The organism is Burkholderia plantarii (assembly GCF_001411805.1).
GTDB classification, from domain to species: Bacteria; Pseudomonadota; Gammaproteobacteria; order Burkholderiales; family Burkholderiaceae; genus Burkholderia; species Burkholderia plantarii.
Genome location: NZ_CP007212.1, coordinates 913,451 through 936,509, shown reverse-complemented (window position 1 = coordinate 936,509; position 23,059 = coordinate 913,451). Strand labels below are relative to the sequence as shown.

Genomic DNA, 23,059 nt, shown 5'->3' with positions numbered 1-23,059 from the left:
TTCGTTCGGAAATCGTTCAGGAAAAGCCGGGCCGTCAGCCCTTCACCGCGCCCGCGGTCAGCCCGCGCACGAAGTAGCGGCCGGCGATCACGTAGACGAGCAGCGTCGGCAGCGCGGCGATGATCGCGCCGGCCATGTCGACGTTGTATTCCTTCACGCCCGTCGACGTGTTCACGAGGTTGTTCAGCGCGACCGTGATCGGCATCGAATCGACGCCGGAGAACACGATGCCGAACAGGAAGTCGTTCCAGATCTGCGTGAACTGCCAGATCAGGCAGACCATGAAGATCGGCAGCGACACCGGCAGCAGGATCTTCGTGAAGATCGTGAAGAAGCCCGCGCCGTCGATGCGCGCGGCCTTCACCAGCTCGGCCGGCACGCTCACGTAGAAGTTGCGGAAGAACATGGTGGTGAACGCGATGCCGTACACCACGTGGACCAGCACCAGCCCGGCCGTGGTGTTGGCGAGGCCGAAGTAGCCCTCGACGCGCGCCATCGGCAGCAGGATCACCTGGAACGGGATGAAGCAGCCCACCAGCAGCAGCGTGAACAGCGCGTCGGCGCCGCGAAAGCGCCAGTGCGTGAGCACGTAGCCGTTGAACGCGCCGATCAGCGACGAGATCAGCACGGCCGGGATCACCATCTTCAGCGAATTGAAGAAGAACGGCTTCATGCCGTCGCAGCGCACGCCGGTGCAGGCCGTGCCCCAGGCCTTGAGCCACGGGTCGATGGTCCAGTGGGTCGGCGGCGTGAGCAGGTTGCCGGTGCGCAGCTGGTCGAGGTCCTTGAAGGACGTCGACAGCATCACGTACAGCGGCAGCAGGAAGTACAGGGCGAACAGGATCAGCACCGCGTAAATGACGCCGCGGCTGATCGTCATCTTAGGCTGCATTGCGGGTGCTCCTCGATTCCATATACATCAGCGGCACGAGCACCGCGACCACGGTCGCGAGCATCATCACCGACGAGGCCGCGCCCACGCCGAGCTGCCCGCGATTGAACGAATAGGTATACATGAACATGGCCGGCAGCGACGACGAGGTGCCGGGGCCGCCCGCCGTCAGCGCCACGACCAGGTCGAAGGTCTTGATCGTGATGTGGCAGAGGATCAGCAGCACCGAGAAGAACACCGGGCGCATGCTCGGGATCACGATCTTGCGGTAGATGGTGGGCAGCGTCGCGCCGTCCACCTGGGCCGCCTTGAAGATCTCGCCGTCCACGCCGCGCAGGCCGGCCAGGAACAGCGCCATCACGAAGCCGGTCGACTGCCAGACCGCCGCGATCACGACGCAGAAGATCGCCTTGTCCGGATCGTCGAGCCAGCCGAACGAGAAGCTCGTCCAGCCCCAGTCCTGCAGCACCTTCTCGAGGCCGAGGCCGGGGTTCAGGATCCACTGCCAGGCGGTGCCGGTGACGATGAACGAGAGCGCCATCGGATACAGGAACACCGCGCGCAGCGCGCCCTCGTTGCGGATCTTCTGGTCGAGCAGGATCGCGAGGAACAGGCCGAGCACCACGCAGACCACGATGAACGGAATGCCGAACCAGCCGAGATTCGCGGCGGAAGTCCACCAGACGTCGTTCTCGAACAGGTCCGAATAGCGGCCGAAGCCGTCGAACGTGTAGTTGGGCAGCAGTCGCGACTTGGTCAGCGACAGGTAGCCGGTGATGACGATGAAGCCGTAGATGAACACGACGGCGATCGCGATGCTGGGAGCGAGCACCAGCTTCGGGATCCAGCGATCGGCCAATGCGGAGAGCGGCGACGCATGGCGGCCGACGTCGGCGCGACCGGATTCGTTTCCGCTGAGAGGGGCAGCCACTTGATTCGACTCCTGGAACGGGGCGCCGGCCGCCTTGAAGGAAGGCGCACGGCATCGGGGTGCGGCGCGGGCCCGCGAGGGCCCGTTTGCGGCGGGTCGGGCGGTGCCGGCGGACAGGCCGCCGGCACCGCCCGCTGCGCGCTTACTTCACCTTGGCGGCCTTGGCGAGTGCTGCCACCGCGGCCTTCGGATCTTCCTGCGAGTTCATGAACTTCGTCACGACGTCCGAGATCGCGCCGGCGGTCGCATCGCCCTGCGCCATGCCGTGCGCGAGCGACGGCACGTAGCCGCCCGCCTTCAGCGCGGTCTGCTCGTCCGCGTAGGACTTCTTCGCGCAGTCGTCGAACTTGTCCATCTTCACGCCCAGGCGCACCGGGATCGAGCCCTTCAGCAGGCTGAACTGCTCCTGGAAGTCCGGCGTCATGATCGTCTTGGCGAGCGCCAGCTGGCCCGGCGTGGCCTTGTCCGAACCCTTCTGCTGGAAGAACACGAACGAGTCCACGTTGAACGTGTAGCCCTTCGCGGTGCCCGGCACCGGCGCGCAGATGTAGTCCTTGCCCGACTTCTTGCCGGCGTTCTCGAACTCGCCCTTGGCCCAGTCGCCCATGAACTGCATGCCGGCCTTGCCGTTGATCACCATCGCCGTGGCCAGGTTCCAGTCGCGGCCGTTGCGGCTCGCGTCGAAGTAGCCCTGGATCTTGCGCACCGTGTTGAACACGTCGAGCATCTTCGGCGAGGTCAGCGTGGCCTGGTCGAGGTCGACGAGCGCCTTCTTGTAGAAGTCGGCGCCTTCGGACAGCACCACGTCTTCCCACAGCGTCAGATCCTGCCACGGCTGGCCGCCCATCGCGATCGGCTGGATGCCGGCGGCCTTCAGCTTGTCGGCGACCTGGAAGAATTCCGGCCAGGTGGTCGGCACCTTGCCGCCGACCTTGTCGAGCGCGGCCTTGTTGATGTACAGCCAGTTCACGCGATGCACCGAGAACGGCGCCGCCACGTAATGGCCCTTGTACTTGATGATCTTGTCGATTTCCGGCGGCAGGTTCTGCTTCCAGTCACCCGCGACCGAGTCGATGTTGACCAGCACGCCCTGGTCGGCCCAGTCCTGGATCAGCGGCCCCTTGATCTGCGCGGCCGACGGCGAATCGCCGCTGATCACCTTGGTCTTCAGCGCGGTCATGGCCGCCGCGCCCGCGCCGCCCGCCACCGCGAAATCCTTCCACACGTAGCCCTGCTTCTGCAGGTCGTCCTTCAGCGCGCCCACCGCCTTCGACTCGCCACCCGACGTCCACCAGTGCAGCACCGTCACGTCCTCGGCCGCCTGCGCCGTGGCGGCGCCGATCATCAGGCCTGCGGCGCACAGCGCGCCCATCATCGCGCGAACTTTCATTTACTTATCTCCTCCAGATTGGATTGAACCAACTCGTAAGGCTTTCGACTCCACGAAAGCCGGCTTGCTCGGGAACCTGCGAAACGAAACAACCGGGATGACACGCCGCGAACGACCGGAACCGGTCGGGCCGTTGCCGGCCGCGGGCGCTCAGGAACTGAGTGGATCGAGATTCAAGGCTTGTCTCCTCCGATCTTGATGGTTCCGGTTCCGCCGTCGCGCGACACCGAACCTCGGGGCCGTCGCGGACCGGCGCATGATGCGTTTCGCCATTGTCCTTTAACATTCGGTCTCGGCGCGCTGCCGCACCGACCGTCCCCGCACGAAGAGCGCGCTTCCCCGATGTATCGTGTGCGCTTCTTTTTCTTCGTTCGGGTCTACCCCTTGCGGCGGATTGTAGTTAAACTACAATTCAGTGTCAAAAAAAATTTTATCGCACTACGGCTCCGATTCATGCGGTCCGCGCCCGTCGGATCGAGGTCGGATTGATGCCGTGGCGCGGGGCATTTCCAACCGGGCGGAGACACATGCAAACCGATTCCAGCTTCACCTTCGTTCTGTTCGGCGGCACCGGCGACCTGTCGATGCGCAAGATCCTGCCGGCGCTGTTCGAGGCGCACCGCGCCAACATGCTCGCCGAGGCGGGACGTATCGTCGCCGTCGCGCGCCATGAGTCGGATCGCGCCGCCTATCACGGCTGGGTCGAGGAGCACGTGAAGCCGCATGCGCGGAAAGCGTCCGGCAACGCGCTCGACGAAGCGGCCTGGCGGCGGTTCCTCGAGCGCATCGACTACGTCCATCTCGATCTCGGCCGCCCGGAAGACTACACGGTGCTGCGCGACGCGATCGGCACGCTGCCCGGCACGCGCGTGTTCTACCTGGCCACCGGCCCGTCGCTGTTCGAGCCGATCTGCAAGGCGCTGGCCGGCGTGGGCTTGAGCGAAGGCGCGCGCATCGTGCTCGAGAAGCCGCTCGGCTACGACCTCGCCTCGTCGAACGAAATCAACGACGCGGTGGGCGAGATCTTCGCCGAGGACCAGATCTACCGGATCGACCACTATCTCGGCAAGGAGCCGGTACAGAACCTGCTCGCGCTGCGCTTCGGCAATGCGCTGTTCGAGCCGCTGTGGCGCCGCGAATGGGTGGAGAGCATCCAGATCACGATCGCCGAGGAGCTCGGCGTGGAAGCGCGCGGCGATTTCTACGACAACACCGGCGCGCTGCGCGACATGGTGCAGAACCACCTGCTGCAGCTGCTGTCGATCGTCGCGATGGAGCCGCCGCATTCGATGGATTCGGATTCGGTGCGCGACGAAAAGCTGCGCGTGCTGCGCGCGCTCAAGCCGATCGACCCGCGCGACATCAGCAAGGTGGCCGTGCGCGGCCAGTACCACGGCGGCACCATCAAGGGCACCCAGGTGCCCGCCTACGCCACCGAGCCCGGCGTGAAGCCGGACAGCACCACCGAAACCTACGTCGCGCTGAAGGTCGAGATCGAGAACTGGCGCTGGGCCGGCGTGCCGTTCTTCCTGCGCACCGGCAAGCGGCTCGCCGACCGCGTCGCCGAGATCGTCGTCAACTTCCGCGCCGTGCCGCATTCGGCGCTCGGCGCCTCCGCGCTGCGCGCCGGCGCGAACCGCCTGGTGATCCGGCTGCAGCCGAACGAGACGATCCGCCTCTACTGCCTCGCCAAGCAGCCCGGCGAGGGCATGAACCTCGCAAGCGTGCATCTCGACCTCGCGTTCGACCAGTTCTTCAAGGAAGGCCAGATGGAGGCCTACCAGCGCTTGCTGCTCGACGTCATCAACGGGCGCCTCGCGCTGTTCGTGCGCCGCGACGAGCAGGAAGCCGCCTGGCGCTGGGTCGAACCGATCCAGAGCGAATGGCAGAAATCGCTGAAGCCGCCGAAGCCCTACGCATCGGGCACCTGGGGGCCGGCCGCCGCGAGCGCGATGCTCGCGCAGCACGGCACCTGCTGGCTGGAAGAAGAGAATTGACCGACATCTCGATGCGCGCGGCGGCTCGCGGCCGCTCGGCCACGCCGCGTCATCGGCAATGCATGACACCCGAAATCAATAAAAGCAGCCTGGAGGAGAAGTGATCGAGCTTCACCCATTCGAAAGCCCGCACCAACAGTGCGAGGCGCTCGCGCAGGCGGTCGGCGCGGCGCTGCAAGCGTCGCTCGCCGGGCAGGCGCGCGCGACGCTCGCCGTCTCCGGCGGCACCAGCCCGCGTCCGTTCCTGCAAACGCTGTCCACCCTCGCGCTCGACTGGGCGAGGATCGACGTCACGCTGGTCGACGATCGCTGGGTGCCGGCCACCGACGCCGCGAGCAACGCGCAGCTGGTGCGCGACACGCTGCTGCGCAACGAAGCGGCGCAAGCACGCTTCCTGCCGCTCGTCGACGTCTCCGCCACGCTCGCCGCCCAAGTCTCGGTGCTGAACGCCGATCCCGACTACCGGCAGCCCGACGTGGTCGTGCTCGGCATGGGCGAGGACGGCCACACCGCGTCGATCTTCGCCGACGCGCCCGAATGGGAGCTGGCGACCAGCACGCCGGCGCGCTACGTCGCCGTGCATCCGGGCGCCGCGCCCCACCCGCGCGTGAGCCTGTCGCTCGACGCGCTGCGCCGCGTCGAGCGCCTGTTCCTGCTGATCGCGGGCGCCCGCAAGCGCGAGGTGCTGGAGGCCGCCGCCGCGGCGCCGCAGCGCAACGCGATTTCCCAACTGGCCAACGACAAGGGGACGAAGCTCGATGTCTACTGGTGCGCAAACTAAACCGGCAGCCGGCCAGCACGCCGACGGCCCGCGCCTTTTGGCCGACGTCGGCGGCACGAACGCGCGCTTCGCGCTCGAGGTCGGTCCCGGCGAGATCACGCAGATCCGCGTGTACCCCGGCGCCGACTACCCGACGCTGACCGACGCGATCCGCAAGTATCTGAAGGACGTCAAGATCGGCCGCGTCAACCACGCGGCGATCGCGATCGCGAACCCGGTCGACGGCGACCAGGTGCGCATGACCAATCACGACTGGAGCTTCTCGATCGAGGCCACGCGCCGCGCGCTCGGCTTCGACACGCTGCTGGTCGTCAACGATTTCACCGCGCTCGCGATGGCGCTGCCGGGCCTGACCGACGCGCAGCGTCAGCAGGTGGGCGGCGGCACGCGCCGCCAGAACAGCGTGATCGGCCTGATGGGGCCGGGCACCGGGCTCGGCGTGTCGGGGCTGATCCCGGCCGACGACCGCTGGATCGCGCTCGGCAGCGAGGGCGGCCACGCCACCTTCGCGCCGATGGACGAGCGCGAGGACCTGGTCATGCAGTACGCGCGCAAGAAGTTTCCGCACGTCTCGTTCGAGCGCGTCTGCGCCGGGCCGGGCATCGAACTCGTTTACCGCGCGCTGGCCGGACGCGACAAGAAACGCGTGGCGGCCGGCTTCGGCACGCCCGAGGTGGTAGAGCGCGCCCACGCGGGCGACGCGCTCGCGCTCGAGGCGGTGGACGTGTTCTGCGCGATCCTCGGCACCTTCGCCGGCAACCTCGCCGTCACGCTCGGCTCGCTCGGCGGCGTCTACGTGGGCGGCGGCGTGGTGCTCAAGCTCGGCGAGCTGTTCCTGAAGTCACGCTTTCGCGAGCGCTTCGAATCGAAGGGGCGCTTCTCCGACTACCTCGCGAACGTGCCGACCTACCTGATCACGGCCGATTACCCGGCGTTCCTCGGCGTCTCGGCGATCCTCGCCGAGCAGTTGTCGAACCGCACCGGCGGCGCCTCGTCGGCCGTGTTCGAGCGGATCCGCCAGATGCGCGACGCGCTCACGCCGGCCGAGCGCCGCGTGGCCGACCTCGCGCTGAACCATCCGCGCTCGATCATCAACGATCCGATCGTCGACATCGCGCGCAAGGCCGACGTGAGCCAGCCCACCGTGATCCGCTTCTGCCGCTCGCTCGGCTGCCAGGGGCTGTCGGACTTCAAGCTCAAGCTCGCCACCGGCCTGACCGGCACGATCCCGATGAGCCACAGCCAGGTGCATCTCGGCGACACGGCCACCGACTTCGGCGCGAAGGTGCTCGACAACACGGTCTCGGCGATCCTGCAGCTGCGCGAGCACCTGAACTTCGAGCACGTCGAGCAGGCCATCGAGATCCTGAACGGCGCGCGGCGCATCGAGTTCTACGGGCTCGGCAACTCGAACATCGTCGCGCAGGACGCGCACTACAAGTTTTTCCGCTTCGGGATTCCGACCATCGCCTACGGCGACCTCTACATGCAGGCGGCCTCGGCCGCGCTGCTCGGCAAGGGCGACGTGATCGTGGCCGTCTCGAAGTCGGGCCGCGCGCCCGAGCTGCTGCGCGTGCTCGACGTGGCGATGCAGGCCGGCGCCAAGGTGATCGCGATCACCTCCAGCAACACGCCGCTCGCCAAGCGCGCGACGGTGGCGCTGGAGACCGACCACATCGAGATGCGCGAGTCGCAGCTGTCGATGATCTCGCGCATCCTGCATCTGGTGATGATCGACATCCTCGCGGTGGGCGTCGCGATCCGGCGCGCCTCGCCGAACGCCGAGATCAACGAGGCCGTCGCGCAGGCGCGCTCGCGCGCGGGCGACGACGAATCGGCCGACGTGCTCGACTGGCTCAGCCACGGCGCGGCGCCGGCCGCGCGCGACTGAGCGCTCGCCCGGCGAGCGCGCGAGCGTCCGTCGCCGAGGAAAAAAGGCCGGCCCCCTCGGGTGCCGGCCTTTTTCTTTTGCTCCCGCGCGTTGCCGCGACCGCCGGCGCCGCGTCGGGCGCCCGACCCGCCGGGCTCAGTCGCCGCGCACCGGCCGACCGTGCCAGCGGATCACGAGCCGCCGCCCGACGAAGCAGAGCGCGCCCGTGATCGCGATCGTCACGCCCATCCCGAACGGCGTGCCGTCGGCGAGCAGCCCGACCACCGCGCTCGCGACCGCGCCGAGCCCGAGCTGCATCGCGCCGAACACGGCCGCCGCCGCGCCCGCGTTGTGCGGATAGCGGTGCATCAGGTCGGTCGAGCAGTTGGCCGAGAGCAGCCCGATCACGCCGACCACGAAGAACAGCCCCGCGACGATCGACCAAAGCCCGCCGATCCCCGTCAGCGCGAAGAACGCCACCGCCAGCGAGGCGATGCAGCTCACCAGCGAGGCCGCCGAGATCAGCCGCAGCGAGCCGAGCCGGCCGACCACGCGCGTGTTGATGAAGTTGCCGGTGATGATGCCGATGATGTTCAGGCCGAACAGCAGGCCGTAGTGCTGCGCCGAGACGTGGAAGTATTGGATGTAGACGAACGGCGTGGCGGTGATGTAGGTGATCATCGAGGCGAACGCCATCCCGCCGCACAGCATGTGCCCCCAGGCCACCGGGTCGCCGAGGATGCGCCCGTAGGCCGCGAACGAAGTGAGGATCGCCGAGGAATGGCGTCGCGCCTTCGGCCAGGTCTCCGGCACCTTCAGGAACGCGGCGATCGCGCAGCCGAGGCCGAACAGCGCCAGCACCACGAACACCGTGCGCCAGCCCGCGAAGCGCAGGATCTGGCCGCCCACCAGCGGCGCGACCAGCGGCCCGACCGAGGTGACGATCGCCACCATCGACAGCACGCGCGCCGCGTCGGCCGGCTCGTGCGCGTCGCGCGCGATGGCCCGCGACAGCACCGAGGCGGCGCCCGCGCCGAGCGCCTGCAGGAAGCGCAGCACGATCAGCGTGCCGATGCTCGGCGCGACGAAGCAGCCCGCGCCCGCCACCGTGAACAGCACGATGCCGCCGAGCAGCACCGGCCGGCGTCCGAGCGCGTCCGACAGCGGGCCGTACAGCAGCATGCCGAGCGAGAAGCCCGCGATGAAGCTGGTCAGCGTCCATTGCACGGCCGCCGCGCTGGTGCCGAGGCTCTCGGCCACCGACGGCATGCTCGGCAGATACATGTCGGTGCCGATCGGACCGCAGGCGGCCAGCGCACCAAGCAACAGGATCAGCCGGGCGTCGGGCCGGCGCCGTACCACGTTCGACATGGGAAATTCTCGGGAGCGGCCGGGACTTCGCGCGCGTTCCGGGGCGATTCGCTGCGGGGCGATTCGACTCGATTCGGCGCGGCCCGGCTCGGGCGGGACGGGCAGCCGGACGGCCGCCGCAAGGCGACAATTGTACGCGCTTGTCCGGAATCGTTCGTCGGGCCGCCAGCGGGGCGAGTGACCGGGTGCGCGGGCGTCAAGGCGGCGCCGAAAACGATCGGGTAAGCTCGCGGGGGGAGCGTTCCTCCCGGGGCGTGCTCCCCCGATCCGCCCGATTCCCCCGTTGATCCGACCGAGATGACCGCCTTCCTGCTGATCTGGAGCCCCAAGAAATGGCCGTGGCCCGAGTTGCCCGAACTGGCCGCGCGCGTGCGCGCCGGCGAGGCCGTGCGCGACGTCTGGGGCTGCGGTTTCTCGCGCAGCATCCTGCCCGGCGACCGCGTGTTCCTGCACCGTGTCGCGCAGGAACCGAAGGGCGTGTTCGGCTCCGGCTACGTCACGCGCGCGCCCTACGAGGTACCCGACGCCGGCACCAAGCGCGGCTACCGGCTCTGCATCGACTTCGTCTACGACTGGCTCGTCGATGCCCACGCCGAGACCGTGATCGCGCGCGACGCGCTGCGCGTCCACCCGTTCTCGGTGCAGACCTGGGACGCGCAGACCTCCGGCACCTCGATCAAGCCGATGGCCGAGGGCGCGCTGGAAAAGCGCTGGGCCGAGCTGACCGGCCGGCGCAAGCCGCCGCCGCTGTAACGGGCTCAACCCGCCCGCGAGCCGCCGCGCGGCGGCCTCCCGGCGACCCGCCGCGTCACACTTCGGTACAATCTGCCCATCGTGTTTCGCACGGTTTCGTGCGTTCGCGGCCGGGACAGCGCGGCGGTCGTCGCGCCCCGCCCGGCCGTCGCCTCTCATCGCAGGCCCTTATCCATGTCGAACAACCAAACGCTCTTCGAACGCGCCCAGCGGACCATTCCTGGCGGCGTCAACTCGCCCGTGCGCGCCTTCCGCTCGGTCGGCGGCACACCGCGCTTCGTCTCGCGCGCCCAAGGCCCCTACTTCTGGGACGCCGACGGCCAGCGCTACATCGACTACATCGGCTCGTGGGGGCCGATGATCCTCGGCCACGTCCATCCGGAAGTGCTGGCCGCCGTGCAGGCCGTGCTCGCCGACGGCTTCTCGTTCGGCGCGCCCACCGAGGCCGAGATCGAGATCGCCGAGGAAATCTGCAAGCTGGTGCCGTCGATCGAGCAGGTGCGGATGGTGTCGAGCGGCACCGAGGCCACCATGAGCGCGCTGCGCCTCGCGCGCGGCTTCACCGGCCGCAGCCGGATCGTGAAGTTCGAGGGCTGCTATCACGGCCACGCCGACAGCCTGCTCGTGAAGGCCGGCTCCGGCCTGCTGACGTTCGGCAACCCGACCTCGGCCGGCGTGCCGGCCGACATCGCCAGGCACACCACCGTGCTCGAATACAACAACGTGGCCGCGCTCGAGGAAGCGTTCGGCGCGTTCGGCGACGAGATCGCCGCCGTGATCGTCGAGCCGGTGGCCGGCAACATGAACCTGGTGCGCGGCACCCCCGAATTCCTGAACGCGCTGCGCGCGCTCTGCACGAAGCACGGCGCCGTGCTGATCTTCGACGAGGTGATGTGCGGCTTTCGCGTCGCGCTCGGCGGCGCCCAGCAGCACTACGGCATCCAGGCCGACCTGACCTGCCTCGGCAAGGTGATCGGCGGCGGCATGCCGGCCGCCGCGTTCGGCGGACGGCGCGACATCATGGGCCAGCTCGCGCCGCTCGGCGGCGTCTACCAGGCCGGCACGCTGTCGGGCAACCCGATCGCCGTGGCCGCGGGCCTGAAGACGCTGCGGCTGATCCAGGCGCCCGGCTTCTACGACGCGCTCACCGCGCAGACCCGACGCCTCGCCGACGGCCTCGCCGCCGAGGCGCGCGCGGCTGGCATCGCGTTCAGCGCCGACGCGATCGGCGCGATGTTCGGCCTCTACTTCACCGAGGCCGTGCCGACCAGCTTCGCCGACGTGACCAGGAGCGACATCGCGCGCTTCAATCGCTTCTTCCACCTGATGCTCGACGAGGGCGTCTACTTCGCGCCGTCCGCGTACGAGGCCGGGTTCGTCTCCAGCACCCACGACGACGCCGTGATCGACGCGACGCTCGCCGCCGCGCGCCGCGCGTTCGCCGCGCTTGCCGCGCCCGACGCCTGATTACCCACGGAGAACCGGATGTTCTCGGATACTGATTTCGCGCACATGCAACGCGCGCTCGACCTGTCGTCGCGCGGGATGTACACGACCACGCCGAATCCGCGGGTCGGCTGCGTGATCGTCAAGGACGACGTCGTGATCGGCGAGGGTTACACGCAACCGGCCGGGCAGGACCACGCCGAGGTGCAGGCGATGAAGGACGCGCGCTCACGCGGCCACGACCTGCGCGGCGCGACCGTCTACGTCACGCTCGAGCCGTGCAGCCACTTCGGCCGCACGCCGCCGTGCGCGCAGGGGCTGATCGACGCGCGCGTGGCCAAGGTGATCGCCGCGATGGAAGATCCGAATCCGGTCGTCTCCGGGCGCGGTCTAGCGATGCTGCGCGACGCCGGCATCGAGGTGCGCTGCGGGCTGCTCGCGCAGGAAGCGCGCGAGATGAACATCGGCTTCGTCTCGCGCATGACGCGCGGCCGCCCGTGGCTGCGCATGAAGATCGCCGCCTCGCTCGACGGCCGCTCCGCGCTGCCCACCGGCGAGAGCCAGTGGATCACCGGCGAGGCCGCGCGCCGCGACGGCCACGCGTGGCGCGCGCGCGCCTGCGCGATCCTGACCGGCATCGGCACCGTACTCGAGGACGATCCGCAGTTGACCGTGCGCGACATCGACACGCCGCGCCAGCCGCTGCGCGTGCTGATCGACAGCCGCCTCGACCTGCCGCTCGACGCGAAGCTCCTGGCCGGCGCGCCGATCCTCGTGTTCTGCGGCAAGCTCGACGCCGTCAGCGAGGCGCGCGCCGCCGCGCTGCGCGATCGCGGCGCCGAGGTGATCCCGCTCGCCGACGCGAACGGCAAGGTCGACCTGGCCGCCATGCTCGCCGTGCTCGGCAAGCGCGGCATCAACGAACTGCACGTGGAGGCCGGACACAAGCTGAACGGCTCGCTGCTGCGCGAGGGCTGCGTGGACGAGTTGCTCGTCTATCTCGCGCCCACCCTGCTCGGCCCCGAGGCGGCCGGCATGTTCAACATCGCGACGCCGCCCACGCTGGCCCAGCGCACGGTGTTGCAGTACCACTCGATCGACCGGATCGGCGACGACCTGCGCGTGCTCGCGCGGCTGGTCGGCGCGCCGGCACCCTGACTCTTCTCGTCCACGGAATTCACACGATGTTTACCGGAATCGTCGCGGCTGTCGGCCGCATTGAAACCATCGAACCGCTCGGCACCGACGCCGATGCCGGCGTGCGCCTCGTCGTACATGGGGGCGGCCTCGATCTCGACGACGTCGCGCTCGGCGACAGCATCGCGATCCAGGGCGCCTGCATGACGGCGATCGGGAAGACCGCGCAGACGTTCACGGTCGACGTGTCGCGCGAGAGCCTGAGCAAGACCGCGGGGCTGACCGAGCCCGGCGACGTGAACCTGGAAAAGGCGCTGCGCGCGCACGACCGGCTCGGCGGGCACATCGTGTCGGGCCACGTGGACGGGCTCGGCACGGTCACGCATTTCGCGCCGGTGGGCGAGTCGTATGAACTGCGCGTGCTGGCGCCGAAGGAACTCGGCAAGTATCTCGCCTATAAAGGCTCGATCACGGTAAACGGCGTGAGCCTGACGGTGAACGCGGTCAGCGATCTCGCGGACGGCTGCGAATTCTCGATCAACCTGATTCCGCACACGGTGCAGGTGACGACGCTGCGCCATGTGAAGCCGGGGGTGAAGGTCAATCTCGAGATCGACATGATCGCGCGGTACGTGGAGCGGATGCTGTCGACGGCTTCGCCTGCGTGACACTCATCGGTGTTCGTGGTGAACGCCGTTGCATCCCGCCTTCAATCGTTGCGTTGAAAGCGGTTCGTTGAGTGCCGTCGACGAAGTCATGGTTCACGGCAATCCATGAACATATACGCGGCAGCCACCTCAGGGCTGCCGCCGCCCCCGCACCAGACTCGAACATCAATATTCCGCAGCCGTACCGACGCCAATTCGGTGGCTTGCTTCTATGTCGCCCAGATCGTCGAGCCCGGCGCGCGTGTCGCGCTTCAACCAGGTGCAGTCCAGGTCAAGCTCCAGCGAACCTCGACCGTGCTATCGCCTGAACAGCGCTCGCAAGGCGCGTGACCTCCCCCCGACTAGCCGAGCGTCTGCCTGAAACTCTGGCTGGCCTGCACTTCGTCGTCTCTGTCTCGTTGATGCCCGCTCGCGCCGTTCAGTATTTTTGAAAGTGCATGACACGCTCTAACGGTCGTTTGCCGGGGAATTCACATCGGCTTCGTTGAGCGCCGCTTTCAGTCCGTCACGCAGATCCTTCTCGAAGCGCTTGCCATCCTTGAGCAAGCCCACGATCTCGCAGTAGCAAGGCAATTCAAGCCGGAATTCCGCGTCGCTGAAATCCTACCTCGTCGTTCACCACTGGTTAGTTATCGATATTCAGTCCTGTCTTGTCGAATTTTACGAGAATTCAACATGCCGTTTGAACTCGTCGGACAAGCAGGTCTGGTTGGCAATTTTCAAATAATCGTCAAATTCGATTTTCTCCACTAGACCGCGCAATCGGGATGTATTCGCGATGGCGTGCCCCGATCATTTGCGCCAGACATTCGTCCGATACGTTGCGCCATTTGGTCTGATGGCCGTTTCGAAACAGCCCCCCAACTGGCGCGTCGATTCGTCTCGCTGACGTGGCAGAGCCAGCTGATGTATTAGCAATAGGCCGATGTCTTTGCGACTTTCGCCTGAAAGGAGCACTTTGCAATGCTCGACGTTGAAAAACAGAAGGACACGCTGCGCCACGAAATACCCTCGAAGGAATCGAACATGACTCCACGTCCGGCCACTGCATACGTTAGTGGCGCCGAGTTGCATTGCACCGCTGCTTATGGGACGCGTCCTCGCGATAAAGCAGTTCGCTCGCGATTTGTCCCGCTTCTTGCCACCGTCCTTGCCGCATGCGCTCTACTCGTCCTGCCTGCATGCGCGGACAGTTCGCTACCACCCGATGATCCTCTCGCCAGCGAGCATCCCTTGTGGATGGTCCAGGTCAATCACACGGACCGTGGGGCCATCAATCTGGCAGTAGGTCGATACGGAATGGGAGATGTCTATCCACACAGCGGCGGAGGTGCAGCGGCCTGCTGTTATCCCAGCCCCAAGGACTGGAGCAAACCGGTCACGGTCCACTGGGAGTGGGACACGATGTTCGATCCGAAGGCAAAGGTTATACCGCCAACCGAACCCCATTCGATGGTCGTGCATTTCCCGCCGGGCGGCCCCGCGAAGAATGACCGTTACCTGTGCTTGATCCTGCGCGACCGTGATACGGCCGAACTCGCGTTCTCACGCGCCGCCTCACGTTGCGTCGCCAAATAACTTCCAAGGAATCCAACATGACCACACGTCAAGCCGATGCATCCATGAGCAATTCCGAATTGGATTGCATCGCTGCTTATGGGACGAACCAGCGCAATAAATTCATCCGCTCACTATCCATGGCGCTTCGTACCTCAGCCCTTGCCGCATGCTCGCTATTCGCCCTGTCTGCTTGCGCGAGCGATTCGTTACCGCCCGATGATCCTCTCGCCAGCGAGCACCCCTTGTGGATGGTCCCAGTCAATCACACGGACCGAGGGGCCATCAATCTAGCGGTGAATCGATACGGAATGGGGGACGCCTATCCACACGAAGACGGAAGCGCTGCGGCTTGCTGTTACCCCAGTCCCGAAGACTGGAGCAAACCGGTCACGGTCCACTGGGAGTGGGACACGATGTTCAATCCGAACACAAAGGTTATACCGCCAACCGAACCCCACTCGTTGATCGTGCATTTCCCATCAGGCGGCCCCGCGAAGAACGACCGCTACCTGTGCTTCATCTTGCGCGACCGCGATACGGCCGAACTCGCATTCGCCACCAGCCGAACACGCTGCGCCACCAAATAACTTCCAAGGAATCGAACATGACCACACGTCAGGCCGATGCACCCATAAGCGATGCCGAGTTGGGCCGCGCGGCCATGCGCGGGATAAACCGGCGGTTCGCTGCCGAATGTTCCGTCAATCCCAAAGCTCGCTTCCAATGCCGTCTCTACCCGAAACTCAGCTTCTTCTTCGACGGCACCGGCAACAACATGTATCAGGAACTGCGGAAGCCGGAGCACGAACAGGCGCTGTCGAACGTGGCCAAGCTCTATCTCGCGGCAATTCGTGACCACTCGCAAGGCGCCACGCCAACCTACATCTCCGGCGTCGGCACACCATTCAAGATTCCCCGGCGTGTGCCCGGCTACGCCGCAGAACTGCTGCGTGACGATCCGGGCGGCGTGATTGGCCTGGGCTTCGGCCTCGGAGGGCGGACGCGTATCGACGCGGCCCTCGCCGAATTCGCCATGATCCTCGGCGAGGATTGGAGCGAGGGCGCGCGACGGCACATGCCGTTCATCAGCGTGGCGGTGTTCGGTTTCTCGCGCGGCGCGACCGAAGCCCGTGTGTTCGTGCGGAAACTGCTTTCGCACTGCGTCGACAAGGACGGCCAGCGGTGCTGGCTGGACAAGGGCCTGCAGCGCATCCCGCTGCGCATCACGTTCATGGGCTTGTTCGACACGGTGGCGTCGGTGGGTGGCCCGGGCCTGCATCTGGGCTGGGCGGCCGAACTGGCGATTCCGCCCGAAGTCGAGCGCTGCGTGCACTACGTGGCGGCGCACGAGGTACGGCAGGCGTTTCCGCTCGACTCGGTGCGCGTGGGGCGCACCTGTCCAGCCAATTGCGAGGAGGTGGTCTATCCCGGCGTGCATGCCGATGTGGGCGGCGGCTATGCGTCGGACCAGCAGGGCCGCAGCAACCTGCTCGCACGGATCCCGCTGCGCCACATGTACGCGGAGGCACTCAAAGCCGGCGTACCGTTGCTGGCGCTCAACAGAATGCTGGCAAACCGACGCGTCTATTTCACGCTTCCCGACGACGAACCAGTGGTCACCCTTTACCAGGACTACATGTCCAACCTCCCCTCAGCAAACCCCGAAGTGGAAGCACTGATCCGGGCGCACCGGCGCCTGCTGTTCCAATGGCGCGGCGGCCTCGCCCGCAGGCACGAGGACACACGCGTGCTCGGCAGCCTGTACGGCAGGCGCGGTGTCTCGGCGGCAGCCTGTCAGACCGTGCAACCCGCCACCGACCTCGACCATCCCGAGTGCGACCCGACGCGGTGGACCTATGACGTGCCGCCCAGCCCCGAACGACAGGCGACCCAGTTGCTGGCCGAGCAGCGACGCCTGGCTCGGCGAGTCGCCTTCCTGCGCAACCCGGTCGAAAGTTTTACGAACGATCGGGAATGGCCGCCGCCCCAGCCGCGCAAGCTCAACGCCTATGAAGATCTGATCCTGTCGGCGTGGGACATCGACTCGGCCGTGCCGCCGGCAGTCGACAGCCTGCTGGCAGAACACGTACATGATTCGGTCGCGCACTTTACGTCCTGGCCGTGTACCTTGTACGACCGGCGTGACGTCTATTGCGACCAGGTCCGCTACTACGCCACGAGGCCATGGCTTGGCACTCGCCCGGAAGTCACGAGCTGATGCCGGTGTTGGCAAAACGATCGCCCGTGGCGTCCTGCCTTATTCGTCGGCTTGCCCGGTAATGGCAAAGATCAAGTGAGCGCGAGACTGTTCTTCAGCCGCCCCCCCTCTTGCATGATCACCAAGGCAGTGCTCATCCGCTTGACTCATCGATCAACTTTTATTGAAATGGGCGGATTAAGCCGGCATGCGGCGGATTTGTTAACGCTCTCCGGCCAATCCTCAATCCAGTCCGGTTATGCGTTCCATGCGCTTTCACCTTGCGGGTTGAATGCTTTACAGCGCGTGGTGGTCCAATAAATATACGCATGCTGAATATGCTCGATCTCACCTCCGCGTCCATTAGCGCGTGCTATGTACTTTCAAAAAATGCTGAACAGCACGAGCGAGCATCAACGAGACAAAGACGACGAAGGGCAGCGGCCAGTTTCAGGCAGACGCTCGTACTCACGCGCGAGCTTGCGAGAGCGATTGAGCCAGCCGAAACTGCGTTCGACCACCCAATGTCGCGGCAAAAGCACGAAGCCTTTCTTCGCCTCGGATAGCTCGACAACCTGCAGCTCGATCTCCTCGGCTGTGGCGGCCGCTGCCGCATCCCTGCCGGTGTAGCCTGGGTCCGCGAAAGCGAGTTCCACCGTTCTGCTCGTCGCTTGTTGGACTTGTTGAGCCAGTTCCTGAACTGAGCGCGCGCTTGCTCGTCGGCCGGCGTGATATGGACGGCCAATGGACGTCCCAATGTGTCGACAGCGATATGCGTTTTGCTGCCACGCTTGCGTCCGTAGCCGTCGTATCCTGCGCGCGGGCCGCTCTCGCATGTGGACTGAAGCATGTGCCCATCGAGAATGACCACGCCGGGCGGGCCCTGACGCGCTTGCGCAACGCGAATCATCGAACGCAGATCGTCGGTCATCGCCTCGAAACACCCGGCGCACGGCAAACCCGTCACATCGACAGCAGGAGCGATGCCAGAGACGCGAACATGCCGCTCATGCCGGCGCATCGGCACGAACGGCTGGCACGAATCACGCCCCGCGTTCCCGATGCGGGCCGCCCGTCGCCTACGGCTGGACCCAGGACGCGAGCCCGCCGTAGCTATAGCCGGCCTTCTGATGCCGCTGATGCTGGATGATCAGGTTTTCCAGCGACTCACCGCCGTCCCCGGTGTTCGAAACGAAGTCGATCGGGATGACACCGACCACCGAACCGAAATCGTGGTTCTTCAGAAACTTCTGCAGCCGGACATTCATCCCGGCGGCATTCCTTCCCGGTGACTGCGCCCCCCAGCTATAGCTCGCGAAATTGAGCGTCATCTGGCCTTGCTTCGCCCAGGCATCGGCACCCTTGATGTACTTTTCCACCTCGTCGCCTTTTTCCGTGCCATTCCATTTCGACCAGCCGTTTTGCGTCTGGAACAGCGTCGAGCTGGACACATCGTCGATTTCGCAGCCGTTCCAGACCATGCCGCCCTGCCCCGGAAGGCCGCCCGGCTTCATGTGCGTCGGCCATCCACCGCCGGCCGTGGCCCGGATCAGGATAATCCGCCCTCTGACATCGCCGACCTTGGGAAAATCGCTGACCGGATTTCCCGCCGCGTCCTTCTTGAGCGCATCGCCGAAATGCCAGTAATTCAGATAAGGCTGGGTCATTTCCGTGAATTTCTGCGCGAAGATATCGCCCTTGGTGGTCTCCTCCATCTGGAGATTCATGAGAATGAATTCGGAAGGATTCGCCGCCAGGAACGCCACGCATTGCGCCTGTATTTCCTGGAACGTCACGGCCTGGTTCATGGTGCCGTGCCGGACGAACAGATAGATTTCCGGGTCGCCGGGCTCGTCCACCGGCGAGCCTGCCTCGCCCTTCGGGGCGACGATGTCGCAACGCACGTCCAGGAACCGGATACCGCGGCTCAGTTGATCGATGACGGACCGCCATTGGCAATGCGCGGAGGATCCACCATATCGCGCGCAGGATTCATGCGAACCGGGAATGCTGACTTCGCAAATCCGCGCTTTATCGTCAATGGCGGACATCCAGTTGTTCGACCAGGTCACGACCATGTTTGCATTGGACATCGTGCTTCTCCTCAACAGGTGAACTACCCCGAAACCGTGAAATTTGATTGATTTGATATTCTCGCGGCAGTCGTTGCCAGAATTCTGCCGCCGACAGTGTGCCTCAGCATCGGGAAACAGGATATAACGAAGAAAATCGCCTCGAATTCAAGTCAATTTCGAGTTCGATAATCGAAGGGATGAGATCGACGAAAGGCCGGGATATCGGGAAAATCGCCCCGATATGGGGAGACGGACGCGCGTCCAGGGCCGTGATCGCACGGCCGGCTGCATCGGCGGGATGACGGGAAACTGCCGGCAGGCCTGAAACCTCGCCGGCGAGTGCAGGAAAAAAAACGGAGGCGGCTCGGGCCGCCTCCCTGGTCGATCGTGCTGCCTACGCCGGCAGGCTAGTCCCGGAACGCGTCGACCACATGCAGCACATGCGCGTAGACGGCGCCGGCCCGGATCACGACCGCGATCGCATAGGCTTCGTCGAGCGCCTCGCCGGCTTGCCCGGCCGCCAGCGCCACTTCGTGAAAAACCCGCCGCCGCGCCTCGTTGGCCTGCGCATAGGCCGCCGCGGCGGCCACCACCCAGACGAGGCCCGGCGCCAGCACCTCGGTATCGAACACCGCCTGCGCGAACCGCAGCCGCTGCCGCGCCAGCTCCGTGTCCCGCACGGCGGCCTCGTCCTCGACCGCGAGGCGCCCGTCGACCACGCTCACGCGTGCCTCGCCGAACGCCTCCAGCGCCGCGCTGACGTAGCTGACCGCAACCGCCTCCGGCTCGCTCGCGCCGCTGCGGCGCGCGGCGATCGAATGATGTTCGATGCAGAACGCGCAGCGCGTGACCTGCGCGATCGCGACGGCCACCAGATGCTTGTCCTTCTCGGCCAGCGTCCCGCTGCGCCACACCGACGCCGACGACAGCCCGCGAAACGCCTTGGGGCCGCCATGCTGCCGTTCGAGCGCGCCGAGAATCCGCGCTTGCTCGTCATGCGTTCGTGTCCCGCTCATCCGCTCCCCCTCCCGTGAAAAATGCGCTCAGCGCGCATCGGCGACGGCATCGCGGCCGGCCGGTACGGCCGCGCGGCGCGCGATCCGGCGCGCCGGATCCGCCGCGGCCAGCACCGCGATCAGGCTCAACCCGCCGAGCGCGCTGATGTAGGCGCAGATCAGCCATGGCTTGCCGTCGCCGAGCGCCAGCAGCGCCGCCGCGACGAACGGCGTGAGCCCGCCCGAGATCAGCGTGCCGATCTGGTAGCCGAGCGAGATCCCACTGTAGCGCACCTCGACCGGAAACTGCTCGGCGAACCAGGCCGCGCCGGGCGCGTAGATCGCGGCGTCGAACAGCGCGAGTTCGATCGCGAACACCACGGGCAGATAACGCAGGTCGCCGTGATCGAGGAACCAGAAGAACGGCCAGACCAGCAGGCTGATGCCCGCCACGGCCCATACCGCCGGCCGGCGCCGGCCGATACGGTCGGACAGCGCGGCCCACAGCGGCGTGGCGACGATCGCGAACGCCGAGCCGATGATCACGGCGCCCAGCGCCGACGAGGCGCCGCCGCGCTTCAGGTTCAGATAGCTGATCGCATAGGTCGTGACGATCGCGTACATGGCCGGCTGCAGGAGCCGCAGGCCGATCGTCACGAGCAACGCACGCCGATGATGCCGGAACACCTCGGCGACCGGCAACCGCCGGATCCGGCCTTCGGCCTGCGCCGCGAGGAACGGCTCGGGCTCGCGAATCCGCGTGCGCACGAACACGCCGACGGCCACCAGCACCACGCTGAACAGGAACGGTAGCCGCCAGCCCCAGGCCGCGAACGCGTCGGGCGCGAGCCAGGCGCGCACGGCGAGGAAGGTGCCCGACGCGAGCAGCATGCCGGCGGCCGAGCCGACTTGCGTAAACGAGCCGAGCAGCCCGCGCGAGCGCTCGCCCGCGTGCTCGACCGACAGCAGCGAGGCCCCGCCCCACTCGGCGCCGGTCGCGATGCCCTGCAGCAGACGCAGCGCCACCAGCAGCCCGGTGGCGAGCAGCCCCGCGCTGGCGTAGGTGGGCAGCAGCCCGGTCAGCACGGTGGCGATGCCCATCAGCACGAGCGAGAACACCAGCACGCGCTTGCGCCCGATGCGGTCGCCGAAGTGGCCGGCGAACACGGCGCCGAGCGGCCGCGCGAAGAAGCCGACGCCGTAGGCCGCGAACGCGCCGAGGATGCCGGTCAGCGCGCTGGCCGAGGCGGGAAAGAACGCGTGGCTGAAGACGAGCGCAGAGGCGGTGCTGTAGATGTAGAAGTCGTACCACTCGATGGTGGTGCCGATGAAGGCGGCGAAGCCGACGCGCGCGGCGCCGGCGGCAGGCGTCGCCGACGCCGTGGAACGGGTGGACATGATGCGCGAACCGGATGGGACGGCGCAGTAGACCATCGATTTCCGCCGCGCTCCAGCGAGATTTCCTGCTTAGCATCGAAGCGGATCGCGTCATAACAATATGAACGATTCGCGCTTCGCGGGTCACCGCGCCGAACCTAGAATGGCCCGCTTTCCTCCTGCCCCGGCCCGCCGTGATGCCTCGCCAAATCCGCCTGAACGCCTTCATGATGAACTGCGTGGCGCATCTCGCGCCGGGCCAGTGGACCGCGCCGGACGACGGCTCGGCCGATTACCTCGACCCCGCGTACTGGGTCGGGATCGCCCGCACGCTCGAGGCGGGCCTGTTCGACGGACTGTTCCTCGGCGACGTGATCGGCGTCTACGACGTGTTCGGTAACGCACCGGACGCGGCGCTGCGCACCGCCGCGCAGGTGCCGATGAACGATCCGGCCGTGCTGATCCCGCTGATGGCGCATGCCACGCGCCATCTCGGCTTCGGCCTCACGACCTCGGTGGCCTACGAAGCGCCCTATCTGCTGGCCCGGCGCTTCACCACGCTCGACCACCTGAGCGGCGGGCGCATCGCCTGGAACATCGTGACCTCGTACCTGCAGAGCGGCGCGCGCAGCCTCGGCGACGACGCGCTGCTCGCGCACGACGCGCGCTACGAGCGCGCCGACGAGTTCATGGAGGTCTGCTACCGGCTCTGGGAAGGCAGCTGGGAGGACGGCGCGCGGCTGCGCGATCGCGAGCGCGGCATCTATGCCGACCCGGCGCGCATCCACGCGATCCGGCACGAAGGCGCGCACTTTCGCAGCGAGGGCGTGTTCCAGTGCGAGCCGTCGCCGCAGCGCACGCCGCTGCTGTTCCAGGCGGGCGGCTCGGCGCGCGGCACGCGTTTCGCGGCCCGGCACGCCGAATGCATCTTCCTCGGCGCGCCGACGCGCAACGGCCTGCGCAGCTCGGCGCGGGCGATCCGGCAGGCGCTCGTCGACGCGGGCCGCGCGCCCGACAGCGCGCGGCTGTTCGCGATGCTGACGGTGATCGTCGACTCGACCGCCGAACGCGCACAGGCCCGCTACGCGGCCTGTCGCGAGCGCGCCAGCCACGAGGGCGCGCTCGCGCTGCTGTCGGGCTGGACCGGCATCGACCTCGCGCGCTATCGCCCTGACGACACGCTCGCCTATGTCGATACCGACGCGGGCCAGTCGGCGCTGGCCTCGTTCAGCAAGCTCGATCCGGACAAGGTATGGACCGTGCGCGACGCGACGGAATTCGCCGCGATCGGCGGGCGCGGCGCGGTGGTGGTCGGCGACGCGGCACAGGTGGCCGACGAACTGCAGGCGATCGTGGACGACACCGGCATCGACGGCTTCAATCTGGCGTGGGTGGAGTCGCCGCGCACGTTCGAGGACGTGGTGCGTTACCTGGTGCCCGAACTGCAGCGGCGCGGCGCCTACAAGACGCGCTACGAGACGGGCACGTTGCGGGAGAAACTGCTGGGCGGCGGCGCCCGCTTGAGCGCGCCGCACGTGGGCGCGCGCTTTCGGGCGGCCGGCGCGGATTGAACTGCGGTTGAACGGCGGCCGCGCATGAACGATGCGCGAGCGGCACCG

The 23,059-nt window shown here is 66.9% G+C and carries 17 protein-coding genes and 2 pseudogenes; 11 read left to right on the top strand and 8 right to left on the bottom strand.

What is annotated here, in order from left to right; translation table 11 throughout:
- Positions 1 to 34: 34 nt before the first annotated feature.
- From bpln_RS04095 to bpln_RS04085, 3 genes are all read right to left on the bottom strand, one after another.
- Positions 35 to 892 carry a carbohydrate ABC transporter permease gene (locus bpln_RS04095; protein WP_042624097.1) on the bottom strand — a complete coding sequence of 286 codons (858 nt, stop codon included), beginning with the start codon at positions 890 to 892 and terminating at the stop codon, positions 35 to 37.
- A complete protein-coding gene (locus tag bpln_RS04090; protein WP_042624096.1) occupies positions 882 to 1,823 on the bottom strand; it encodes a carbohydrate ABC transporter permease in 942 nt (313 codons plus the stop codon). The genes bpln_RS04095 and bpln_RS04090 overlap by 11 nt, the downstream gene beginning before the upstream one ends.
- Positions 1,824 to 1,965: 142 nt before the next feature.
- Positions 1,966 to 3,213 (bottom strand): ABC transporter substrate-binding protein, encoded by a 1,248-nt coding sequence (locus bpln_RS04085; protein WP_042624095.1) that lies wholly within the window; start codon positions 3,211 to 3,213, stop codon positions 1,966 to 1,968.
- 527 nt (positions 3,214 to 3,740) lie between these two features.
- Between bpln_RS04085 and zwf the strand changes: the two genes are divergently transcribed.
- The 3 genes from zwf (at position 3,741) to bpln_RS04070 (ending at position 7,882) form a co-directional block, all read left to right on the top strand.
- Positions 3,741 to 5,210, top strand: coding sequence for a glucose-6-phosphate dehydrogenase (gene zwf, locus bpln_RS04080; RefSeq protein WP_055138147.1), 1,470 nt, complete (start codon positions 3,741 to 3,743; stop codon positions 5,208 to 5,210).
- Positions 5,211 to 5,310: 100 nt separating this feature from the next.
- Positions 5,311 to 5,991, top strand: coding sequence for a 6-phosphogluconolactonase (pgl, locus tag bpln_RS04075; protein ID WP_042624093.1), 681 nt, complete (start codon positions 5,311 to 5,313; stop codon positions 5,989 to 5,991).
- Complete coding sequence (locus bpln_RS04070) at positions 5,969 to 7,882, top strand: bifunctional transcriptional regulator/glucokinase (protein WP_042624092.1); 1,914 nt, start codon at positions 5,969 to 5,971, stop codon at positions 7,880 to 7,882. The genes pgl and bpln_RS04070 overlap by 23 nt, the downstream gene beginning before the upstream one ends.
- 135 nt (positions 7,883 to 8,017) lie before the next feature.
- On the opposite strand, the gene bpln_RS04065 is transcribed toward bpln_RS04070, so the two are convergent.
- Positions 8,018 to 9,232: a Bcr/CflA family multidrug efflux MFS transporter gene (locus bpln_RS04065; RefSeq protein ID WP_042624091.1), complete on the bottom strand. Its 1,215-nt coding sequence runs from the start codon at positions 9,230 to 9,232 to the stop codon at positions 8,018 to 8,020.
- Positions 9,233 to 9,529: 297 nt separating this feature from the next.
- Here bpln_RS04065 and bpln_RS04060 point away from each other — a divergent pair, with 297 nt between their 5' ends.
- From bpln_RS04060 to bpln_RS04040, 7 genes are all read left to right on the top strand, one after another.
- Positions 9,530 to 9,985, top strand: a complete 456-nt coding sequence (locus bpln_RS04060; RefSeq protein WP_042624090.1) for a hypothetical protein — start codon at positions 9,530 to 9,532, stop codon at positions 9,983 to 9,985.
- 174 nt (positions 9,986 to 10,159) lie between these two features.
- On the top strand, positions 10,160 to 11,452 hold the full coding sequence (gene hemL, locus bpln_RS04055; RefSeq protein ID WP_055138146.1) for a glutamate-1-semialdehyde 2,1-aminomutase: 1,293 nt from the start codon (positions 10,160 to 10,162) through the stop codon (positions 11,450 to 11,452).
- Positions 11,453 to 11,470: 18 nt separating this feature from the next.
- Positions 11,471 to 12,589: a bifunctional diaminohydroxyphosphoribosylaminopyrimidine deaminase/5-amino-6-(5-phosphoribosylamino)uracil reductase RibD gene (ribD, locus tag bpln_RS04050; RefSeq protein WP_042624088.1), complete on the top strand. Its 1,119-nt coding sequence runs from the start codon at positions 11,471 to 11,473 to the stop codon at positions 12,587 to 12,589.
- 26 nt (positions 12,590 to 12,615) lie between these two features.
- On the top strand, positions 12,616 to 13,236 hold the full coding sequence (locus tag bpln_RS04045) for a riboflavin synthase (protein ID WP_055138145.1): 621 nt from the start codon (positions 12,616 to 12,618) through the stop codon (positions 13,234 to 13,236).
- Between the two features lie 963 nt (positions 13,237 to 14,199).
- Positions 14,200 to 14,814, top strand: coding sequence for a DUF3304 domain-containing protein (locus tag bpln_RS33575; protein ID WP_244132082.1), 615 nt, complete (start codon positions 14,200 to 14,202; stop codon positions 14,812 to 14,814).
- 17 nt (positions 14,815 to 14,831) lie between these two features.
- A complete protein-coding gene (locus bpln_RS33570) occupies positions 14,832 to 15,383 on the top strand; it encodes a DUF3304 domain-containing protein (RefSeq protein ID WP_244132081.1) in 552 nt (183 codons plus the stop codon).
- A 17-nt stretch (positions 15,384 to 15,400) separates the two neighbouring features.
- A complete protein-coding gene (locus tag bpln_RS04040) occupies positions 15,401 to 17,014 on the top strand; it encodes a T6SS phospholipase effector Tle1-like catalytic domain-containing protein (protein ID WP_055138144.1) in 1,614 nt (537 codons plus the stop codon).
- A gap of 392 nt (positions 17,015 to 17,406) precedes the next feature.
- Here the strand turns inward: bpln_RS04040 and bpln_RS33565 are convergent.
- The 4 genes and pseudogenes from bpln_RS33565 to bpln_RS04025 all read right to left on the bottom strand — a co-directional run bounded on the left by bpln_RS33565 (position 17,407) and on the right by bpln_RS04025 (position 21,461).
- Positions 17,407 to 17,843 (bottom strand): annotated as a pseudogene (locus bpln_RS33565) (transposase).
- A gap of 229 nt (positions 17,844 to 18,072) precedes the next feature.
- Positions 18,073 to 18,948 (bottom strand): annotated as a pseudogene (locus bpln_RS04035) (phosphatidylinositol-specific phospholipase C domain-containing protein); the annotation flags it as partial.
- 527 nt (positions 18,949 to 19,475) lie between these two features.
- Positions 19,476 to 20,084 (bottom strand): carboxymuconolactone decarboxylase family protein, encoded by a 609-nt coding sequence (locus tag bpln_RS04030; protein ID WP_055138142.1) that lies wholly within the window; start codon positions 20,082 to 20,084, stop codon positions 19,476 to 19,478.
- Positions 20,085 to 20,111: 27 nt separating this feature from the next.
- A complete protein-coding gene (locus tag bpln_RS04025; protein WP_055138141.1) occupies positions 20,112 to 21,461 on the bottom strand; it encodes an MFS transporter in 1,350 nt (449 codons plus the stop codon).
- Between the two features lie 176 nt (positions 21,462 to 21,637).
- Between bpln_RS04025 and bpln_RS04020 the strand changes: the two genes are divergently transcribed.
- A complete protein-coding gene (locus bpln_RS04020; RefSeq protein WP_042624083.1) occupies positions 21,638 to 23,011 on the top strand; it encodes an LLM class flavin-dependent oxidoreductase in 1,374 nt (457 codons plus the stop codon).
- Positions 23,012 to 23,059 lie beyond the last annotated feature (48 nt).

Excerpts from the sequence above, each read along its gene's own strand:
- bpln_RS33570 (WP_244132081.1), top strand. The coding sequence starts at position 14,832 with ATGACCACACGTCAAGCCGATGCATCCATGAGCAATTCCGAATTGGAT.
- bpln_RS04025 (WP_055138141.1), bottom strand. The coding sequence starts at position 21,461 with ATGTCCACCCGTTCCACGGCGTCGGCGACGCCTGCCGCCGGCGCCGCG.
- bpln_RS33575 (WP_244132082.1), top strand. The coding sequence starts at position 14,200 with ATGCTCGACGTTGAAAAACAGAAGGACACGCTGCGCCACGAAATACCC.
- bpln_RS04030 (WP_055138142.1), bottom strand. The coding sequence starts at position 20,084 with ATGAGCGGGACACGAACGCATGACGAGCAAGCGCGGATTCTCGGCGCG.
- bpln_RS04095 (WP_042624097.1), bottom strand. The coding sequence starts at position 892 with ATGCAGCCTAAGATGACGATCAGCCGCGGCGTCATTTACGCGGTGCTG.
- bpln_RS04085 (WP_042624095.1), bottom strand. The coding sequence starts at position 3,213 with ATGAAAGTTCGCGCGATGATGGGCGCGCTGTGCGCCGCAGGCCTGATG.
- bpln_RS04040 (WP_055138144.1), top strand. The coding sequence starts at position 15,401 with ATGACCACACGTCAGGCCGATGCACCCATAAGCGATGCCGAGTTGGGC.
- bpln_RS04060 (WP_042624090.1), top strand. The coding sequence starts at position 9,530 with ATGACCGCCTTCCTGCTGATCTGGAGCCCCAAGAAATGGCCGTGGCCC.
- ribD (WP_042624088.1), top strand. The coding sequence starts at position 11,471 with ATGTTCTCGGATACTGATTTCGCGCACATGCAACGCGCGCTCGACCTG.
- hemL (WP_055138146.1), top strand. The coding sequence starts at position 10,160 with ATGTCGAACAACCAAACGCTCTTCGAACGCGCCCAGCGGACCATTCCT.
- bpln_RS04020 (WP_042624083.1), top strand. The coding sequence starts at position 21,638 with ATGCCTCGCCAAATCCGCCTGAACGCCTTCATGATGAACTGCGTGGCG.
- zwf (WP_055138147.1), top strand. The coding sequence starts at position 3,741 with ATGCAAACCGATTCCAGCTTCACCTTCGTTCTGTTCGGCGGCACCGGC.
- bpln_RS04045 (WP_055138145.1), top strand. The coding sequence starts at position 12,616 with ATGTTTACCGGAATCGTCGCGGCTGTCGGCCGCATTGAAACCATCGAA.
- bpln_RS04070 (WP_042624092.1), top strand. The coding sequence starts at position 5,969 with ATGTCTACTGGTGCGCAAACTAAACCGGCAGCCGGCCAGCACGCCGAC.
- bpln_RS04065 (WP_042624091.1), bottom strand. The coding sequence starts at position 9,232 with ATGTCGAACGTGGTACGGCGCCGGCCCGACGCCCGGCTGATCCTGTTG.